Here is a 17,815-nt window from a genome sequence, read left to right on the forward strand (position 1 = left end):
GCGCCATGAGTGGTGTCGAGCACCAGGTCACAGCTCAGCCGCACACGTTAGGCCGTCGTCACCTACTCTCCCTGGCCGCGGGGTCCGTCGGAGCCACCGCGCTGGGCGCGACACCCCTGGGCAACGCGGCGTCGGCCCAGCCGAGACCAGAAGGATTCGCCTTGCTGGGCGACACCCACGTAGGAGTGACGGTGCCGGAACGCACCGGATGGACTCGGTGGGTCTACGAACACATTCTCGCCAGAGATGCCTCGGCGGTGTGCCACGTGGGCGACATCATGGATTACGGCTCGGTCGACGAGTACGACGCGTACCTCAGCACCATTCCCGACGATCTCTTCGAACGAGTCCATCATGTACCCGGCAACCACGACTGGCGCTGGGACCCGACGGCTCGCGAACGCTACCGGGAACTCCTCGGCCAGAGCCGCTACTCGTTCGACGCCGCGGGCATCCGGTTCATCGCACTCGATCCAAGTCATCTGCTGCAGGAAGGCGGCGGCTTCGGCGAACACGGCATGGAATGGCTCCTCCACGAGCTGGAGCAGGCGCCGGATGATCAACCGATCGTGATGATGTGCCACTTCCCCATCGGTTTCGACAACTACTACGTCAGTGACCAGCAGCGCATCCTGGAGATCCTGCAGTCCTACAACGTGCGCGCCTGGTTCGCCGGGCATATCCACAACGAGCAGATCCACCAGTTCAACGGCGTCACCCAGCTGGCGGTGAACGGCACTCTGAACGCTCCTCTCTACTACTGGCTGGAGCGAATCACCGGGCCCGACGGGCCGGCGTTGAAGGTCTCGGAGGTCCGCCGCGCCGACCATCCGGCCGCCCGCACGCTGCGGCGCTACCCTGACCACGCCACCGACCGCGCTCCCGATCCCGCCGGCCACGATCCGAACCGCGGTGCCGTCGATCCCGACGACGACGAGGTCATCGTGCGTGAGGTCGGCACGATCCCGCTCGGCGGCGAGCGGATCGCGCAGCATCAACGGCCGCTGACCGTCGATCTCGAACCCACCCGCGGATCATTGACCGTATCCGTACGGCTTCGCTCGCGTGCCGCCGGCTCGCTGGTCGAGGCGCAGCTGTACCCGCAACACACGTATGCGATGAAGAACCCAGGCGACTGGCAGGCGCTCACGCCCGACGACCGCGGCCGCCGGTTCACCGGCACCCTCGACACCTCCGCGCTGGCACCGGGCGCACACCGGATGAGCGTCAAGGTGCACGGCGACGATGTCTGGCACGAGGAGACACACAACTTCGCCGTACCGGGTGCGGACCGGGTCGTATGGCACGTCGAGCTGGGCGCGCCGGTCCAGGCCGGGCTCGCCGCCCATGCCGACCTGCTGGTCGCGACGACGAGCGCCGGTGTCGTCGTCGGTGGCCGGGTCACCGGCTCCGGGCTGGACGAACGCTGGACCCGGGAGATCGGCGGGGTCAAGGGCAGGCCAGTCTTCACCGAAGATGGTGCCACCGTGTTCGTCCCGTCGGTCGATCACCACATCCACGCACTCGACGCCGCGACCGGCGAGACCCGCTTCACCTACGACGCCGGCGAACCGGTGCTCGGCAGCCCGCTCCTATCCGAGATCGACGGCACACCGGTGGTCGTCTGTCCTGCCGGAGAGAGCGTGCACGTGATCGACGCCGAGACCGGCACCGGTCGGTGGTCGGCGAACGACCTCGGCATGTTCGTCGGACGGGCCGCCGCCGACGGCAACCGGATCTACACCGGGGGCGGCGACGGACGCGCCTACGCGTTCGACGCCTCCAGCGGTGCCGTGGTGTGGTCCTTCCTGACCAACACCCAGCAGGAGTCTTACCGCCGGCTCATTTACGGGCCGTGGTACGACAACGTGGAACTCCTCACCGAAAGCTCGGTGCTCGTCTCGACGGTGCAGAACGGCTTCGCCCTGGACGTCGAGACCGGCGAGGAGCTGTGGCGCATCCCCGGCTCGTACGTCTTCGCGCCGAAGAAGCGCCTGAGTGACTCCGAGCTCCTGCTCATCGACGACTGGGCTCGTACCGTGTCCAGCATCGACCCCGCCACCGGCGACGTCCGCTGGACCACCAACATCGGGGTCCGGGCGCTCAACACCGGCGCGGCCCTGCACAACGGCGTCGCGTGGGTCCACGGCACCACCGGCCAGCTCACCGGCGTGGACGTGCACACCGGCGACATCACCGAACGGCTCCAGCTCACCGCCACGGCCAACTGCTACAGCGCTCCCGCCGTGGCCGGAGACGTGCTCGTCGTCGGCGACCAGGACGGCGTCCTGCACGGCGTCACCCTCCCCTGACCTCGCCTGACCCGCCTGACCTCGCCTGACCCGCCTGACCTCGCCTGACCTCGCCTGACCGCCTCTGACCTACCCGCTCACCACCTCACCCCATTTCCCGGTGATCGACAGTGGGTTGTGGCTGTGATTTGGTGATCGACAGTGGGTTCTGGTTGCGGGATCACAGCCACAACCCACTGTCGATCACCGGGAAGGGGTGGGTGGGAGGAGTGGAAGGGTGGGGCGGAGCTCAGCCGCCGAGGATGGAGGCCAGTCCGTCGTCGATGGTTCGGGTCGCTTCCTCAAGCGTGAGATCGCCGCGATAGACACCCTCGAGCTGATCGGTGATGAGGTCGTAGTACTCGTTCCATTGGGGCGAGATCGGCAACGGAGTCAGGTGCTCGGCCTGCTCGGCGAAGGCGTGCGCGGCCTCGCGCTCCAGGAAGTCCGGGCTCTCGTACAACGACGTGCGCGGCGGCGTGATCGAGCCCAGCTCCATGAACTTACGCAAGCCGTCTTCACTGGCCATGTGCGACACGAGCGCCCAAGCCTCATCCGGGTGGTCGGTCTGGGTGGAGATCGTCCAGCCCGCGCCGGAGGCGAATGAGTTGCGGTTCGCCGGCCCGGACGGCAGCACCGTGGTTCCCCACTCGAAGTCGGCATCGGCCTCAAGGGTGGGGATGAAGTAGGCGCCGTAGATCCCCATCGCGGCATTGCCACCGGCAAAGGCTTGCGTGTACCCGAGGTCCTCGATGACGTCCGGGCTCGGCACCGACCCGTCCTCGGTGATCATCTCTTCGAAGAAGCTCAGCGCCTCGACCGTGGCGGGGCTCGACATCTCGCCACCGGTCAGTTCGGCGTTCAGGACCTGTCCGCCGTTCTGCCAGATCCAGTTCCAGCCGGAAGCGAAATCGTTCTGCGCGATCAAGCCGTACTGCGACGTGCGGCCGTTGTCTTCCACCGTCAACTCCGCAGCGGCCTGCCGGAGATCATCCCAGGTCCACGACTCATCCGGATAGTCGAGCCCGGCCTCGTCGAACTTGTCGGTGTTGTAGAAGAGGACCTGCATGTCGATGCCGTAGGGAATCCAGTACAGCTGGTCCTCGTAGTAGCCGCTGGCCAGCAGTTCCTCATTGAAGTCGGCGATGTTGAAGTCCGCGTCGTCCTGCGCCGGCTCGTCGATCGGGGCGATCGCGCCGATGTCGGCGAAGCCCTGGTAGAAGAGCTGGCTGAGGAACATCACGTCCGGAGACTGGCCGCCACCGACGCGTGTTTGCAACGTGGTGGCGTAGTCGGCCCACGGCGTGATCTGGTGATCGACAGTGATGTGCGGGTTCTCGTCCTCGAACTCGGCGATCAGCTCATCGGCCACCGCCAGTTCGGCATCGGTGAACCAGCTCGAGAACACCAGAGTGACGGGTTCGTCCGTATCACCGCCGGCCGCCGCGTCGTCACCATTGCCACATGCGGCGACCACCAGCGCCGCCGACGCGGCGAGGGCAGCCGCGCACGGCCAGACGGACGAGGTGCGGCGGCGCGTCGTGCCATCAGCACAAGTGCGTGCGCTCATGTCGTTCCTCCTTAACGTTTCAGTCCGGACAGCGCCATTCCTTCGATGAAGTAGCGCTGGGCGATCAGGAACACCGCGATGATCGGCAGCAGGGTGACCACGGTGGCCGCCATCAACAGCGCCCAGCGGGTCTCGAACTGACCCTGGAACATGGCCAGGCCCAGCGTCACGGTGTAGTTCTCTCGTGTCTGCAGGAAGATCAGCGGAGCGATCAGCGAGTTCCAGGTGAACATGAACTTGAAGATGCCGAGCGCCGCCAAGGCAGGCAGCGACAGTGGGATCATCAACCCGAACAGGATGCGCAGGTGTCCGGCGCCGTCCATCCGCATGGCGTCCTCCAACGCCTTCGGCACCGTCATGAAGAACTGCCGTAAGAGGAAAATGCCGAACACCCAGAAGATCGACGGCACGATGATCGCCTGGTACGTATCCACCCAGCCCAGCCAGCGCATCAGCACGAACGTCGGGATCAACTCGACGTGGAAGGGCACCATCATCGTGGCCAGCACCACGATGAAGATCGTGTTCCGGAACCGGAACCGCAGCCGGGCGAAGGCGTAGCCTGCCATGGCGCAGATCAGCAACGAGAGCACCGTGTCCGTCACCGACACGAACAGCGAGTTCGCCAGGTAACGCCCGAAAGGTGCCGCCGTCAACGCATCCGGATAGTTCTCCGGGCGGATCGGATCCGGTATCCACTCGGGCGGATAAGTGAAGACGTCGCTCTCCCGCTTGAACGACGTCGACACCATCCAGAGGAACGGGATGATCATCACCGCCGCGCCGGCGATGAGCGTCGCATAGTACAGGGGCCGTCCCAGCCAGCGGGTATGCCGCTGCACCACCGAGACATGCACCGGTGGCGGCGGTGTCATCCCGGCGACACGCTCGGCGCCCTTCGCCGCCACAGCCGGGCGGCCGGCGGCCGTGCCCCGTAGAGGCTGCACCAGGTTGGTCCGGTCCGGCCGGTCTTCGTCCCGCACGGCGGTATCAGTAGACGACACGACGTTCTCCAATCCGCCACTGGACGATGGTGATCAGCAGGATGATCGCAAACAAGACGAACGCGATCGCCGACGCGTAGCCCATGCTGAAGCGCTGGAAACCTTCCTGGAACAGGTAGTAGACGAGGGTGAGGGTGGCGTTGCGCGGGCCTCCGTCGGTCATGACGAACATGTACTCGAAAGCCTGGAATGTGTTGATCATCGCCAGGATGCTGACGAAGAACGTGACCGGCGAGATCGCCGGGAACGTCACTCCCCAGAACCGCTGCCATGGGCCCGCGCCGTCGAGGCGGGCTGCCTCCATCAGCGGCCGGGGCACCCCTTGCAGGGCTGCCAAGAAGATGATCATGTAGAAGCCCATCTCCCGCCAGACCGTCACGATGATCAGCGCGGGCATGGCCCACGTCGACGATCCCAACCAGTTGATCGGCTCGATGCCCAGGAAGCCGAGCCCGGTGTTGATCAGGCCGTACTGGGCGTTGTACAGCCAGCGCCACATGATGCCCACGGCCACCATGGACGACACGACCGGCAGGAAGTAGATGGTGCGGAAGATCTTGATGCCGCGGATGCCCCGATTGAGGATCAGCGCCAGCCCGAGCGAGATGAACACGATGCCCGGCACGGAGACGACCACGTAGTAGACGGTGTTACGCAGCGCCTGCCAGAAGACGTCGTCACGCATCAACTCCTGGAAATTGGCCAGTCCGATGAACTCCGGGGTGCCGAACAGCGGCCACTCGGTGAAAGCCAGCCCGAACGACGCCACGCCGGGGAGTAACCGGAAGACGAGCACACCGGTCAGCGGGATCGCGAGCAGCAGGAAGGCGACGACGTTCTGTCGCCGTCGCCACCGTGAACGCGCCGGACGCGCCGGAGCTTCCGGGGTCATAGCGCCCCCAGCGTCGAACGCTCCGCCGAAACGTCCAGCCGTAACCCGGTATCGAGATCGAAGAAATGTGCCGAATTGCCGGGCGCGCGCAGAGTGACGCTGCTGCCCGCGTCGAAGGACATCGAAGCGGGCACCTTCGCGATGACCTGCTGGGTACCGCTGGTGAGGTGCAGGTACGACTCCCCGCCCAGGAGTTCCACCACATCGACGAGGCCGCGCACCACAACATTGCTCGCGTCGTGGGCCGCCATGTCAGCCGAGGCGACCTCCAGCTCTTCCGGCCGGATGCCGAGACCGATGCTCCGGCCGGCCGCCATCGACTCCACGGCCCGCGCCACCCCCGTCGGCACGGGTGCGTAGATATTGTCCGCGCGGGCGACCAGGCCATTGCCGTCGGAGCTGAGCTCGGCCTCGACCAGGTTCATCGGCGGCGCGCCGAGGAATCCGGCCACGAACAGATTGACCGGGCGCTCGTACACCTCCCGGGGTGGCCCCACCTGCTGCAGAACGCCGTCGTTCAGCACCGCCACCCGATGTCCCATGGTCATCGCCTCGACCTGGTCGTGGGTGACGAAGATGGTGGTGGTGCCCACCTCCCGGTGCAGCCGGATGAGCTCGGCGCGCATCTGCACCCGCAGCTTGGCGTCGAGATTGGACAGCGGCTCGTCCATGAGGAAGACGTTGGGCTGGCGGATGATCGCCCGTCCGAGCGCTACCCGCTGCGCCTGACCGCCTGAGAGCTGCCCGGGACGCCGGTCCAGGAGCTTCTGGATGTCGAGCATCTCGGCCACCGCCTCGACCCGCTCGGCGATCTCATGCTTCGGCATGCGCCGCAGCCGCAGGGCGTAGGCCAGATTGCCCCGGACCGTTCGGTGCGGGTACAGCGCGTAGCTCTGGAAGACCATGGCGACGTCGCGTTCAGCCGCGTCGACGTCATTGACGATCTCCCCACCGATCTCGAGGGTGCCCGCACTGATGTCTTCGAGACCCGCGGTCATCCGTAGCAACGTCGACTTGCCGCATCCGGACGGTCCGACCAGCACGAGAAACTCGCCATCCGGCACGTCGAGGTCGACGTCCTTCACGGCGGGCACATCGCCGAACCACTTGGAGACGCCCCGATAGCGGACGCCGACGGCTTGGCGCTGGGTCATCCCTCACCTCCTCATCAACTCCTGTTCCGGGCCTTGCGGCTAGACAGTGGTGCTGAGTCGCGGCGACTACGCCGAGGGCCGGATCACCTGACACTTCCGCCGGTTACATACCAGTGGTCATTTGAAGCCTGCCTGTTGAGGGAGATCCTAACGACAGAATGCCGTCTTAGGTAGACCGTCGGTCTGAAAATTCACGGACTCGTGCGCGACGCGCGACCTCCCCAACCCATCGGCGATCGGTCCGACCGAGTAGGCGCATAGCGCGCAGCGCTTACCTGCCCGCCACGAGCCGTATTTCCTGCTGCCGACTCACCGTCGCGGCAGCACGCGCCTTTCCACCCGACGACGATCCGCCCCTTCCCCGGTGATCGTCAGTACGTTGTGGTCGCGATCCGCCAGTTTTCGGTCCGAAATGTCGTCTTTGTAGCGCCAAAACGTGCTCATGATCACCGGGGGTGGTGCCCATCAGGTGGTCCGAGTTTGAGATCGACACCGAACGGTCGTTATGGTCGATTCAGGTCGAGAGGCGCTGCAACGGGCTCACGGGCCCGCCACGCTCGACTCCTTGGACTCTGCCGTCAAGGGCGCCTTCCAACGGAAGGTGGCTAGTCACATATGGATACGCCCGCAGCTTCGGATAGCGAGAATCGCCTCCGGGAGCTCCTGGATCAGCGCATCCTCGTGCTCGACGGCGCATGGGGAACCATGTTGCAGGGAGCCAAGCTCACCACCGCCGACTATCAGGGCGAGCACTTCACCAATCACACACACGACGTCACCGGCGACCCGGACCTGCTCAACCTGACCAAGCCGGACGTCGTCCTGGACGTGCACCGCCAGTATCTCGCCGCCGGGGCCGACATCACCACCACCAACACGTTCACGGCCACGAGCATCGGCCAGGCCGACTACGGCCTCGAGTCGCACGTACACGAGATGAACGTGCGCGGCGCACAGCTCGCGCGCCAGGTTGCCGACGAGTTCGACGGACGGTTCGTCGCCGGCTCGCTCGGCCCGCTCAACGTCACACTGTCGCTGTCGCCCCGAGTCGAGGACCCCGCCTACCGGGCAGTGAACTTCGAACAGGTCAAGACCGCCTACGCCGAGCAGATCAAGGGACTCGACGAGGGCGGTGTCGACCTGCTCCTGATCGAGACCATCTTCGACACGCTCAACGCCAAGGCCGCCGTCATGGCCGCCCGCGAGGTCGCCCCACACCTGCCGCTGTGGATCTCGGTCACCATCGTCGACCTGAGTGGGCGCACGCTCTCCGGTCAGACCGTCGAGGCGTTCTGGCGCTCGATCGAGGGCGCCGAGCCGCTCGTCGTCGGCGTGAACTGCTCGCTCGGCGCGGAAGAAATGCGCCCGCACGTCGCCGAGCTGTCCAGGATCTCCAACAGCTACGTGTCGTCGCATCCGAACGCCGGGCTTCCCAACGCCTTCGGTGGCTACGACCAGACACCGGCGGAGACCGCCGCCCTACTCCGCGATTTCGCCGAGACAGGGCTGGTCAACATTGTCGGCGGCTGCTGCGGCACCGGCCCGGCCCACATCGAGCAGATCGCCGCTGCCGTGTCCGACGTTCCGGCACGCACGTTGCCGAACCCGCAGCCGGCCACTCGCTTCAGTGGCCTGGAGCCGTTCGAGATCGGTCCTGACACTGGATTCGTCATGATCGGTGAGCGCACCAACGTCACCGGGTCGGCGCGCTTCCGCAAGCTGATCGAGGCCGACGACTACCAGGCCGCCGTCGACGTCGCCCTCGAACAGGTCCGCGGTGGGGCCAACCTGCTCGACGTCAACATGGACGCCGACCTGCTCGACAGCGAGCGGGCGATGACCACCTTCCTGAACCTGATCGCCACCGAGCCCGAGGTGGCGCGGATCCCGATCATGATCGACAGCTCCCGGTGGAGCGTGCTGAAAGCCGGGCTGACGTGTGTGCAGGGTAAGGGCATCGTCAACTCCATCAGCCTGAAGGAAGGCGAGGAACAGTTCCTCGAGCAGGCCAGGCACATTCGCGACCACGGCTGTGGCGTCGTAGTGATGGCCTTCGACGAGCAAGGCCAGGCTGAGACCACCGAACGCAAGGTGTCCATCTGTGCGCGGGCCTACGACCTGCTGACGCAGAAGGTCGGCTTCGCACCGGAAGACATCGTGTTCGACCCCAACGTGCTCGCCGTGGCCACCGGTATCGCTGAGCACAACGGCTACGCCAAAGCATTCATCGACGCCCTGCCCTTGATCAAGAAGCGCTGTCCGGGCGCACGCACCAGCGGCGGTATCTCCAACCTGTCGTTCGCCTTCCGGGGCAACGACGTCGTCCGCGAGGCCATGCATTCGGCGTTCCTGTACCACGCGCTGCCGGCCGGCCTCGACATGGGCATCGTCAACGCAGGGCAGCTCACGGTCTACCAGAACATCCCGGCCGACCTGCTCGAACTCGTCGAAGACGTGCTGTTCGACCGGCGCGAGGACGCCACCGACCGGCTCGTCTCGTTCGCCGAGACGGTGAGCGGCTCCGCCACCGAACGCACCGTCGACCTGTCCTGGCGAGAAGCGCCGGTCGAAGAACGCCTGACGCACGCGCTGGTGCACGGCATCGTCGACTACGTCGAAGACGACACCGAAGAAGCCCGGCAACGTGCGTCGCGGCCGCTCGAGGTGATCGAGGGCCCGCTGATGGACGGCATGAAGGTCGTCGGTGATCTCTTCGGCGCGGGCAAGATGTTCCTCCCCCAGGTGGTGAAGAGCGCCCGGGTGATGAAACGCGCCGTCGCCTACCTGGAGCCGTACATGGAGGCGGAGAAGGCGCAGGCGATCCTCGACGGCGTCGAGGGTGCCGACCGCGGTCACGGCAAGGTGGTGCTGGCGACCGTCAAGGGTGACGTGCACGATATCGGCAAGAACATCGTCGGTGTTGTCCTCGGGTGCAACAGCTACGAGGTCATCGATCTCGGGGTCATGGTGCCGGCCGCGGACATCCTCGACACCGCGATCTCCGAGGGCGCCGACGCCGTCGGCCTGTCGGGCCTGATCACGCCGTCGCTGGATGAGATGGTCACCGTAGCCGAGGAGATGCAGCGCCGCGGGATGAACCTGCCGTTGCTGGTCGGCGGCGCCACGACGTCACGTCAGCACACGGCTGTGCGGATCGCCCCCGCCTACGACCAGACCACGGTCCACGTGCTCGACGCGTCGCGCGTCGTCGGGGTGGTCGCGGACCTGCTCGACGAGGGGCGGGCGCGGGAGCTAGACACCGCCAACCGCGCGGATCAGGAGCGGCTGCGCGAACAGCACGCGTCCAAGCAGCGGGTTCCTGTCCTTCCGTTCGACAAAGCTCGCGCCAACCGCGAGAAGGTCGACTTCGGCGAACTGCCGGTGCCGGAGTTCACCGGTGTACGGATGATGCAGCCCGACATCGCCACGCTCAGGGAGCTGATCGACTGGCAGTTCCTCTTCCTCGCCTGGGAGCTGAAGGGCAAGTACCCGGCGATTCTCGACCAGCCGGTGGCCCGCGAACTGTTCGACGACGCCAACACGTTGCTGGATCAGATCATCGCCGAGAACTCGTTCCGCGCACAGGGAGCCTACGGCTTCTGGCCCGCGCACAGCGATGGTGACTCGATCATCCTCGGTGACGCCGGCGTGCAGTTCCCGATGCTGCGACAGCAGACGGAGAAGCCGATGGGGCGGCCCAACCGGAGCCTCGCCGACTACATCGCCCCGGACGGTGACCATCTCGGCGGCTTCGCCGTGGTGATTCACGGAGCCGAGGACCTCGCCAAGAAGTATGAGGAAGCCAAGGACGACTACCGGGCGATCATGGTGAAGGCGCTGGCCGACCGGCTGGCCGAGGCGTTCGCCGAGTACATCCACCTGCGGGCGCGCCGCGATTGGTTCGAACCCGACGCCGAACCCGCCCTGGAGGACCTGCACGCCGAGCGCTTCCGCGGCATCCGCCCGGCCCTTGGGTACCCGGCCTGCCCGGACCACAGCCCGAAACAGGACCTTTTCGATCTGCTCGGCGCTGACCGGCTCGGCCTCGAGCTCACTGAGTCGTTCGCGATGAACCCGGCGGCCAGCGTCAGCGGGCTGATCTTCGCCCATCCCTCGGCGCGGTACTTCACCGTCGGACGCATCGAGCGGGACCAGATCGAGGATTACGCGAAGCGCCGCGGCATGGACGTCGGCGAAGTGGAGCGGTGGCTGCGGCCCAACCTCGCCTACGAACCCAAGTGATCCGGCCTCAGATCACCATCCGGATCAGTTGATGATCACCGAGCAGGGAAGCTGGCGTCCTGCTCGGTGATCACGTTTCTGGCTGTCCCTCCGTGTGGGCGGACCAGATCGACTCGTCTTCGGCGTGCAGTTCCGCATGCTCGGCTACCGGTTCGGACAGCGGCGATTCGCCGTGCTCCTCGGACTCGTCGTCGTCCTCGCGGACCTCACCCTGCTCCCCGGCGTATGAGTCGAGTTCTTGATTGACCGAATTCGGTACCGTCAGCGCCACAATGACGACGACGGCGAAGACGAACCAGGTGCAGATGATCGTCGCGGTGTCGACGGTGATGACGGCCGCCCGCGAGATGCCCAGCACAGCCATCGTGAGGAACGCGACGCCGATCAGTGCGACGGCCGCTCCCATCGCCCGTGCCTGCCCCTCCCGGGCGTCGCGCACCAAAGAGTTCCGGCCGTACGTGGCGACGACCAGCGCGACCAGCGACAACACCAGCACGGTGATGTACTGACCACGAGCATCCACATGGTCGACCAGCCGGAACCCGGCGAGCAAGATCGACAGCACCGCCACCAGTGTCGCGGTCTGGAAGAGCCGGCCGGACAGGTTGATCCAGCGAGCGGCGCCTGACGGGGGCGGAGCCACGGCCGCGATCCCGGCAGCGGCCGCCGCTGCGCCGATCGCCGGCCAGAACATGAACTGCGGGCCGGCTTCCCGCGGAGACCAGACCTCGGCCATGGTTTCTGCCGCGCCTTGCGCCCAGAGCACGCTGAGCAGACCCACCAGGCCAAGCACCAACGTCACATCACGCCAGACACCGTCGCCCTGAGCCAAGCCGTGCACCGCGATCAACGGCACTCCGGCGAAAAAGGCGGTCGCCAGGATGAGCACCACGACCGTGCTCCAACCGACGTCTCCCCCGGACTCGATCAAGAACACCACTATGCTCAGCGTTCCCAGCAACACACCCAGAGCGGCGATGCCGACGACGATGCCGCGCCACAAGCGGCCGTCGTTCAGCCCGTCGCGCTGTTCCCAAGCACGACCCTGCGCCGCAAGGAGCACCCCGACCAGTCCGATGGTCACGGCCACGCCGACCCCGCGGCCGCCGCCGGCTTCCCCGGTCGCATCGGCGCCGACGTAGCCGAATACCAGCATGATCACGACGAAGGCCAGATACGGTGTGTTCGCCAGCAACCGGAGCACCTGTAGCTGGCGTGGCCTCGTCGATCGGGGCAACACCGAAGCCGCCTTGAGGTACGGCAGTGCCAGGGAGATGATCGAGAGCATCGTGACCGGGATGAGGATGTCGTAACCCACGCCATGATGCGCGAGGTCGTCAGCCATTCCCAGCGGAATCAGCAGGAAGAGCACGGCCAACGCATCACGTAGGTAGTCACCGACGGGAATCATCCGTTGCGCCTCCTATGTGCTGCGCTCAACCGCCTCCTGCACCTGTGGCCACACGCACTGATCAGTACCCAAGATCGCTATCGGTATGCCGGCGCGTCAGCGAGCGGGTCGGCCGAGCGATATTGCTCGACGGCCTGCCGGACTTCTTCCTCCAGCAGATCATGGTTGAGCGCGATCGCCGCGGCGGATCCGTTTCCGGCCGCGGTGATCACCTGCGCTCGGGGGTCGACGACGTTGCCGACGGCCCACACGCCGGGAACGCTCGTTCGCCCGGTGGCGTCGATGGTCACCCACCCACGGTCGTCCCTGTCGCAGCCGACACCGGTGAGGAGGCCGTCGTTGGGCACCATCCGAGGGAACACGAACACGGCAGAGCGAGGCACCACCTGCCCGCCGGCTAGTTCCACCCCACACAGCTGGTCGTCCTCGGTCACCAAGCGACTGATCTCTCCGTCGACGATCTGAACACCGCGTGCGGTGATCCGCTCCCGGTCGTCGTCGCTCAGGTCGAGCGTGTGCGGCATGAATACGACGTTCTCCGACCACTGCCGGAGCAGCAGCGCATGGTGCACGGCAGCCGGGTGGGTACCGAGCACGCCGAGGGGTTCGTCCTTGACCTCGTACCCGTGGCAGTAGGGGCAGTGCAGCACGTCACGTGCCCACCGCTCCCGCAGTCCGGGAATGTCGGGTAGCTCGTCGCGCAGGCCGGTAGCCACCACGACGTCGTATCCCATACGCGCGGCCTCGCCATTTCCCGGCCCGCCCGGTTGACCGATCATCTTGTTCATCGCCTCGTTCATGGCGCTCACGTCCGCTGAAGATGGTGCGCGCGCCGCCGCCATGGCGGCAACTCCTGTTGCCATTTCCGGGAATCCGAGGGAAACGGCGAGCGAGTGATCACCAGCGCCCGGACCTCGCCGCGCGTCGCCTCATCAGGCGCTACCACCGGAAGATCAACGGGCCAGGAGGTCCCGCAGCGCCTTGACGACATCGGCGGGGGCTTCTTCGGCCATGAAGTGACCGCTGGTGACGGTGGCATGGTGCAGGTCAGGCGCCCACGCCCCCCACAGCGCCGCCGCGTCGAATCCCAGCGCCGCACCCCAGTCCTGCTGGAGGACCCCCACCGGCATCGCGAGGCGGTTCCCGGCCGCACGGTCGGCCTCGTCGTGCTCGACGTCGACACCGGCAGAGGCGCGGTAGTCCGCCACGATCGAGGTCACGGCGTCGCGAGAGGCGTCAAGATAGGCGGCCCGGATCTCAGCGGGGATCGCCTCGGGATCGTTGGTCCAGACATCGAGGAAGTGCCCGAAGAAGGCGTCGGCGCTGGCCCCGATCATCTGCTCGGCCAGCCCGGGCGGCTGGGCCATCAGGTAGAGGTGGAAGCCGACCGCGCCGTTGGTGCCGTGCAACACGTCCCACATGTCCAGAGTCGGCAGCACGTCCAGACAGGCCAGATGAGTGATCGTCTCGGGATGGTCGAGCCCGGCCCGGAAAGCGACCAGCGCGCCGCGGTCATGCCCGGCCAGCGCGAACTTCTCGTGCCCCAATGCGCCGGCCAGCGCGACGACGTCGGCGGCCATGGTGCGTTTGGCATACGTGCCGCTTTCAGACTCTGCGGGTTTGTCGCTGGCGCCATAACCTCGCAGATCGGGGCAGATGACGGTGTGGTCGGCCGCCAGGTCCGCGGCGACATGCCGCCACATCAGGTGGGTCTGCGGGAAGCCGTGAAGCAGCACGATCGGCGGGCCCGAGCCTCCGACCGCCACGTTGAGGGAGACGTCGTCGGCCACGGGAACACGCTGATAGGTGAATCCGGCGATAACAGGAGACATGGTCGGCTCATTTCTTGGTAGTCGGATGGCGGACTGCTTCCATGCTGGCCGCACCGGATGAGCATCGAATGAGCGTGCTACGTTGACCAGGAGCGATACCCCGAAAGGGTGGTCTTCGAAAGTGCACGTCGAGTTCGGAGTCCTGGGGCCGGTGGCGGCCTGGGACGCTGCCGGAGCCCCCGTCGCGCTGAAAGGTCCACGCCATCGCGCGGTGCTGGCCCGGCTGATCGTGGCCCGACGGCGCGTCGTACCGGTCAGCCTCCTCGTGGACGACCTCTGGACCCATCCGCCGCACGACGCTGTCGGCACGCTACGCACGTTCGTGGCCGCCTTGCGCCGTGCGCTCGAGCCAGAACGCCTTCCCCGCACGCCGCCTCGGCTGCTGGTCACCGAAGGTGCTGGCTATGCGCTGCGCGCCGAGACCAGCTCGGTGGACGCGTGGCGCTTCGAGCAGGCGACGACGGATGCCAACACCCTGACTCCGGACGCGGCGATCACCCGGCTGGACGAGGCGCTGGCCTCGTGGCGCGGCCCGGCATATACCGAGTTCGCTGATGCGCCGTGGGCCCGGCCGGAACGCTCTCGCCTCGGTGAGCTCCGTCTTTACGCCGTGGAGCGCCGCGCGGAGGCCATGCTCGCGGTTGGCCGGGCAGCAGCGGCGGTTCCGGACCTCGACGCCCATGTGGCCGAGCATCCGTGGCGCGAGGACGCGTGGCGGCTGCTGGCTCTGGCGCTGTATCGCACCGGGCGTCAGGGCGATGCGCTGGCCGTGTTGCGCCGGGCGCGGTCCCTGCTGGTGGAGCAGCTCGGCATTGATCCCAGCCCGCAACTGCGGCGCCTGGAGCAGGACGTCCTGGGTCAGGCTGACCACCTGAACCACCACGCCCCGATCGCCGCGGCAGAGCGGGTGTGGTCGGAGGCCGCAGCCGCCTACGACCGTACGGTGGCCTCCGGCGCCCGTGCCCGGCTGGAGTCGACCGTCGGCTTGCTGCGCAACCTCGCCGTCACCGGGGGCGGCGGTCTCCAAGCAGCCCGCGAACACCGTGCCGCGGCGATCACGGCAGCCGAAGAGCTGGGCGACGCCGAACTGACAGCGCGGGTCATCGGTGCCTACGACGTACCGGCAATCTGGACCCGCCCCGACGACCCAGAACAGGCGGCACGTGTGGTGGCGGCAGCTGAACGCGCCTTGGGCGGACTTCCGCCGGATTCCCACGAGGCGACCCGCGCCCGCCTGCTGGCCACGGTCGCACTCGAGTCCCGCGGTACCTGTTCCGTCCAGGCGTTACACGCCGCTCAGCAGGCCGAGGAGATCGCACGACGTCTCGACGACCCCGCGCTGCTCGCCTTCGCGCTCAACGGCGTTTTCATGCAGTCCTTCCAGCGAGCCGGCCTGGCCCCGCGCCGGGACGAGATCGGCGCCGAGCTGATCCGCCTCTCCGCCCGGCACGGCCTGACGACCTCCGAAGTACTCGGCCACCTCATCCGGATCCAGGCCCTCAGCGCGCTGGCGGACTTCCACCGGGCCGACGAGCACGCCGCTGCCGCGGACCACCTCGCAGAGCGCTACGAGCTGCCGCTGGTGGGAGTGTTCACGCAGTGGTACCGGGCGCTGCGCCACTCCGCGGGAGGACGCGCCGGACTGGATGAAACGGAGACGGCCTACCGCGAGGCCGCGGGGCGGCTCGAGGGTTCCGGTATGCCCGGGCTCGAACGCGGCATCCTCCCCCTCGCTCTGCTGTGCCTGCGCGTACAGCATGACTTGCCCGCACCCATCGACGACGACCTCGACTGGGGGCCGTACCATCCATGGGCCCGGCCGCTGGTGCTGCTGGCCAAGGACCGCTCAGCCGATGCCGCGGACGCACTGCGCAAGGCTCCGGATCCGCCCCGCGATCTGTTGTTCGAGGCCATGTGGTGTCTTGCCGGGCGAGCCGCCGTCGTTCTCGGCAATACCGAGGTGATGGAGCGTGCGTACCACGAGCTCTCCCCCGCCGCGGCGGAGCTGGCCGGCGCGGGCAGCGGGCTGGTCACCCTCGGGCCGGTGTCGAGCTACCTCGCCGAGATCCGGACCCGCGCCAAAGAGCTCCGGTGATGCTCCCTTGGTTATGCCGCCGGACGGGTCGGGAGGAACTCGTCAATCTCCTCGAGGAATCGCCGCCACGCCGGGTCTCGTTCGGGGAGGAGATGGTTGGCGCTGTCCAGCGACACCAGCCGGCTGCCCGGGATGAGCCCGGCGAGCAGCCGCGACTGTTCGAACATGTCGTCCGGTTCCCTGCGCGAGCACAGGATGAGGGTCGGCACGCCAACCTGCGGCGCCATTTCGCTGACGTCGATATCGGCGAACTCGTCGAGGAAATGCCACGCATTCTCTGGCGATGTCGAGCGCCGCTGCAACTCGTCGAAGTCGCGCCATTCCTCCTGAGTCCCCTCCGGCAGGAAACGCGCGGCGAAGATCTGCCGGTAGCTCGGATCCGGCCGGCCCCAGGCGAGCCGGACAAGACTGATGCGGGTCTCCACCAGCTCGCGTTCCTCAATGGTCCGGGCGCGCTTACGGCGGCCCTGCGCGAACGCGCCGAGCAGGACGAGATGGCTGACCCGCTCCGGGTGGCGCACGGCGTAGGCGATGGCGACCGGCCCGCCCTGTGAAATACCGAGCAAAGAGAAGGTCTCGAGCCCGACGGCGTCGACCACGGCTTCGAGGTCGTCAACCCACGCGTCGAAGGAGAAGCGTGAGACATCCCAGTCCGAAAGGCCGCAGCCGCGCTCGTCGTACCGGACCAGCTGAAAACGGCGAGACAGCTCGACGTTCCAGTGCCGCCACACCGGGCTGTGCCAGTCGTAGTCGAGATGGCTGAGCCAGTTGGCCGCCTTGACCAACGGTGGACCGTCGCCGGTCGTGGCGTACGCGAGCTGGACGCCGTCCGGCCCCAGACAAAAACGGATCTGCTGCGCGGGCGGTCCGGTGTCATGGGTGGCTGAGGCCCGCTCCTCGACGGGCGCCACGAACTGATAGCCGCGACCGTGCACGGTGCGGATGACACGTTGTGCGCTGCCGTCGTCGCCGGTGGCATGTCGCGCTGCTTTGATCCGGCTGGTGAGAGCGGACCCGCTGACGAATCGATCACCCCAGACGGAGTCCAGGATCTCCTCCTTGGACACCACCCGCGCCCGCTCGCGAATGAGGAAGGCCAGCAGGCTGAACACCTGTGGCTCGATGGGTTGCACGGAGCCCGAAAACCGGAGCTCATATCGATCGACGTCGAGCTGACAGTCGGCAAAGGCGTAAATCATTCGAATCTTCGCCCCCTCGGCCCACGCCCGGCCCTTTCGGCCAACGGCTGATCGGTCCGGCCGGTTGGAAATCTCTGTAGGGAGGCTACGCCGTTCTCCACCTCATCTCCACATTTCCTCCAAGT

10 protein-coding genes and 1 pseudogene are annotated in these 17,815 nt (G+C 66.9%); 3 read left to right on the forward strand and 8 right to left on the reverse strand.

From position 1 onward, the window contains the following. The first annotated feature begins 5 nt into the window (after positions 1-5). Positions 6-2,312, forward strand: a complete 2,307-nt coding sequence (locus F7O44_RS03675) for an outer membrane protein assembly factor BamB family protein (RefSeq protein WP_162448791.1) — start codon at positions 6-8, stop codon at positions 2,310-2,312. A gap of 229 nt (positions 2,313-2,541) precedes the next feature. Here F7O44_RS03675 and F7O44_RS03680 read toward each other — a convergent pair whose 3' ends face one another. Genes F7O44_RS03680 through F7O44_RS03695 form a run of 4 tightly spaced genes read right to left on the reverse strand, consistent with a single transcriptional unit; the run spans position 2,542 to position 6,911 of the window. Continuing rightward, positions 2,542-3,861, reverse strand: coding sequence for an ABC transporter substrate-binding protein (locus F7O44_RS03680; RefSeq protein WP_162448792.1), 1,320 nt, complete (start codon positions 3,859-3,861; stop codon positions 2,542-2,544). Between the two features lie 11 nt (positions 3,862-3,872). After that, the gene (locus F7O44_RS31585; RefSeq protein WP_222851015.1) at positions 3,873-4,865 is read right to left on the reverse strand and encodes a carbohydrate ABC transporter permease; all 993 of its coding nucleotides are present in this window, start codon (positions 4,863-4,865) and stop codon (positions 3,873-3,875) included. Further along, positions 4,852-5,757: a carbohydrate ABC transporter permease gene (locus F7O44_RS03690; RefSeq protein WP_162448793.1), complete on the reverse strand. Its 906-nt coding sequence runs from the start codon at positions 5,755-5,757 to the stop codon at positions 4,852-4,854. The genes F7O44_RS31585 and F7O44_RS03690 overlap by 14 nt, the downstream gene beginning before the upstream one ends. Next, positions 5,754-6,911, reverse strand: coding sequence for an ABC transporter ATP-binding protein (locus tag F7O44_RS03695; protein ID WP_162448794.1), 1,158 nt, complete (start codon positions 6,909-6,911; stop codon positions 5,754-5,756). Before F7O44_RS03695 ends, F7O44_RS03690 begins: the two co-directional genes overlap by 4 nt. A 615-nt stretch (positions 6,912-7,526) precedes the next feature. Here F7O44_RS03695 and metH point away from each other — a divergent pair. Further along, positions 7,527-11,153, forward strand: a complete 3,627-nt coding sequence (metH, locus tag F7O44_RS03700; RefSeq protein WP_162448795.1) for a methionine synthase — start codon at positions 7,527-7,529, stop codon at positions 11,151-11,153. A gap of 70 nt (positions 11,154-11,223) precedes the next feature. Here metH and F7O44_RS03705 read toward each other — a convergent pair whose 3' ends face one another. From F7O44_RS03705 to F7O44_RS03715, 3 genes and pseudogenes are all read right to left on the reverse strand, one after another. Further along, positions 11,224-12,564: a DUF7937 domain-containing protein gene (locus F7O44_RS03705; protein ID WP_162448796.1), complete on the reverse strand. Its 1,341-nt coding sequence runs from the start codon at positions 12,562-12,564 to the stop codon at positions 11,224-11,226. A 77-nt stretch (positions 12,565-12,641) separates the two neighbouring features. Next, positions 12,642-13,286: pseudogene (locus F7O44_RS03710) on the reverse strand (NAD(P)/FAD-dependent oxidoreductase); the annotation flags it as partial. A gap of 231 nt (positions 13,287-13,517) precedes the next feature. Further along, the gene (locus tag F7O44_RS03715) at positions 13,518-14,396 is read right to left on the reverse strand and encodes an alpha/beta fold hydrolase (RefSeq protein WP_162448798.1); all 879 of its coding nucleotides are present in this window, start codon (positions 14,394-14,396) and stop codon (positions 13,518-13,520) included. 121 nt (positions 14,397-14,517) lie between these two features. Between F7O44_RS03715 and F7O44_RS03720 the strand changes: the two genes are divergently transcribed. Beyond that, positions 14,518-16,491 carry a BTAD domain-containing putative transcriptional regulator gene (locus F7O44_RS03720; RefSeq protein ID WP_162448799.1) on the forward strand — a complete coding sequence of 658 codons (1,974 nt, stop codon included), beginning with the start codon at positions 14,518-14,520 and terminating at the stop codon, positions 16,489-16,491. An 11-nt stretch (positions 16,492-16,502) separates the two neighbouring features. On the opposite strand, the gene F7O44_RS03725 is transcribed toward F7O44_RS03720, so the two are convergent. After that, positions 16,503-17,690, reverse strand: coding sequence for an alpha/beta hydrolase (locus F7O44_RS03725; protein WP_162448800.1), 1,188 nt, complete (start codon positions 17,688-17,690; stop codon positions 16,503-16,505). Positions 17,691-17,815: the final 125 nt, after the last annotated feature.

It is taken from the genome of Phytoactinopolyspora mesophila, assembly GCF_010122465.1.
Taxonomy (GTDB): domain Bacteria; phylum Actinomycetota; class Actinomycetes; order Jiangellales; family Jiangellaceae; genus Phytoactinopolyspora; species Phytoactinopolyspora mesophila.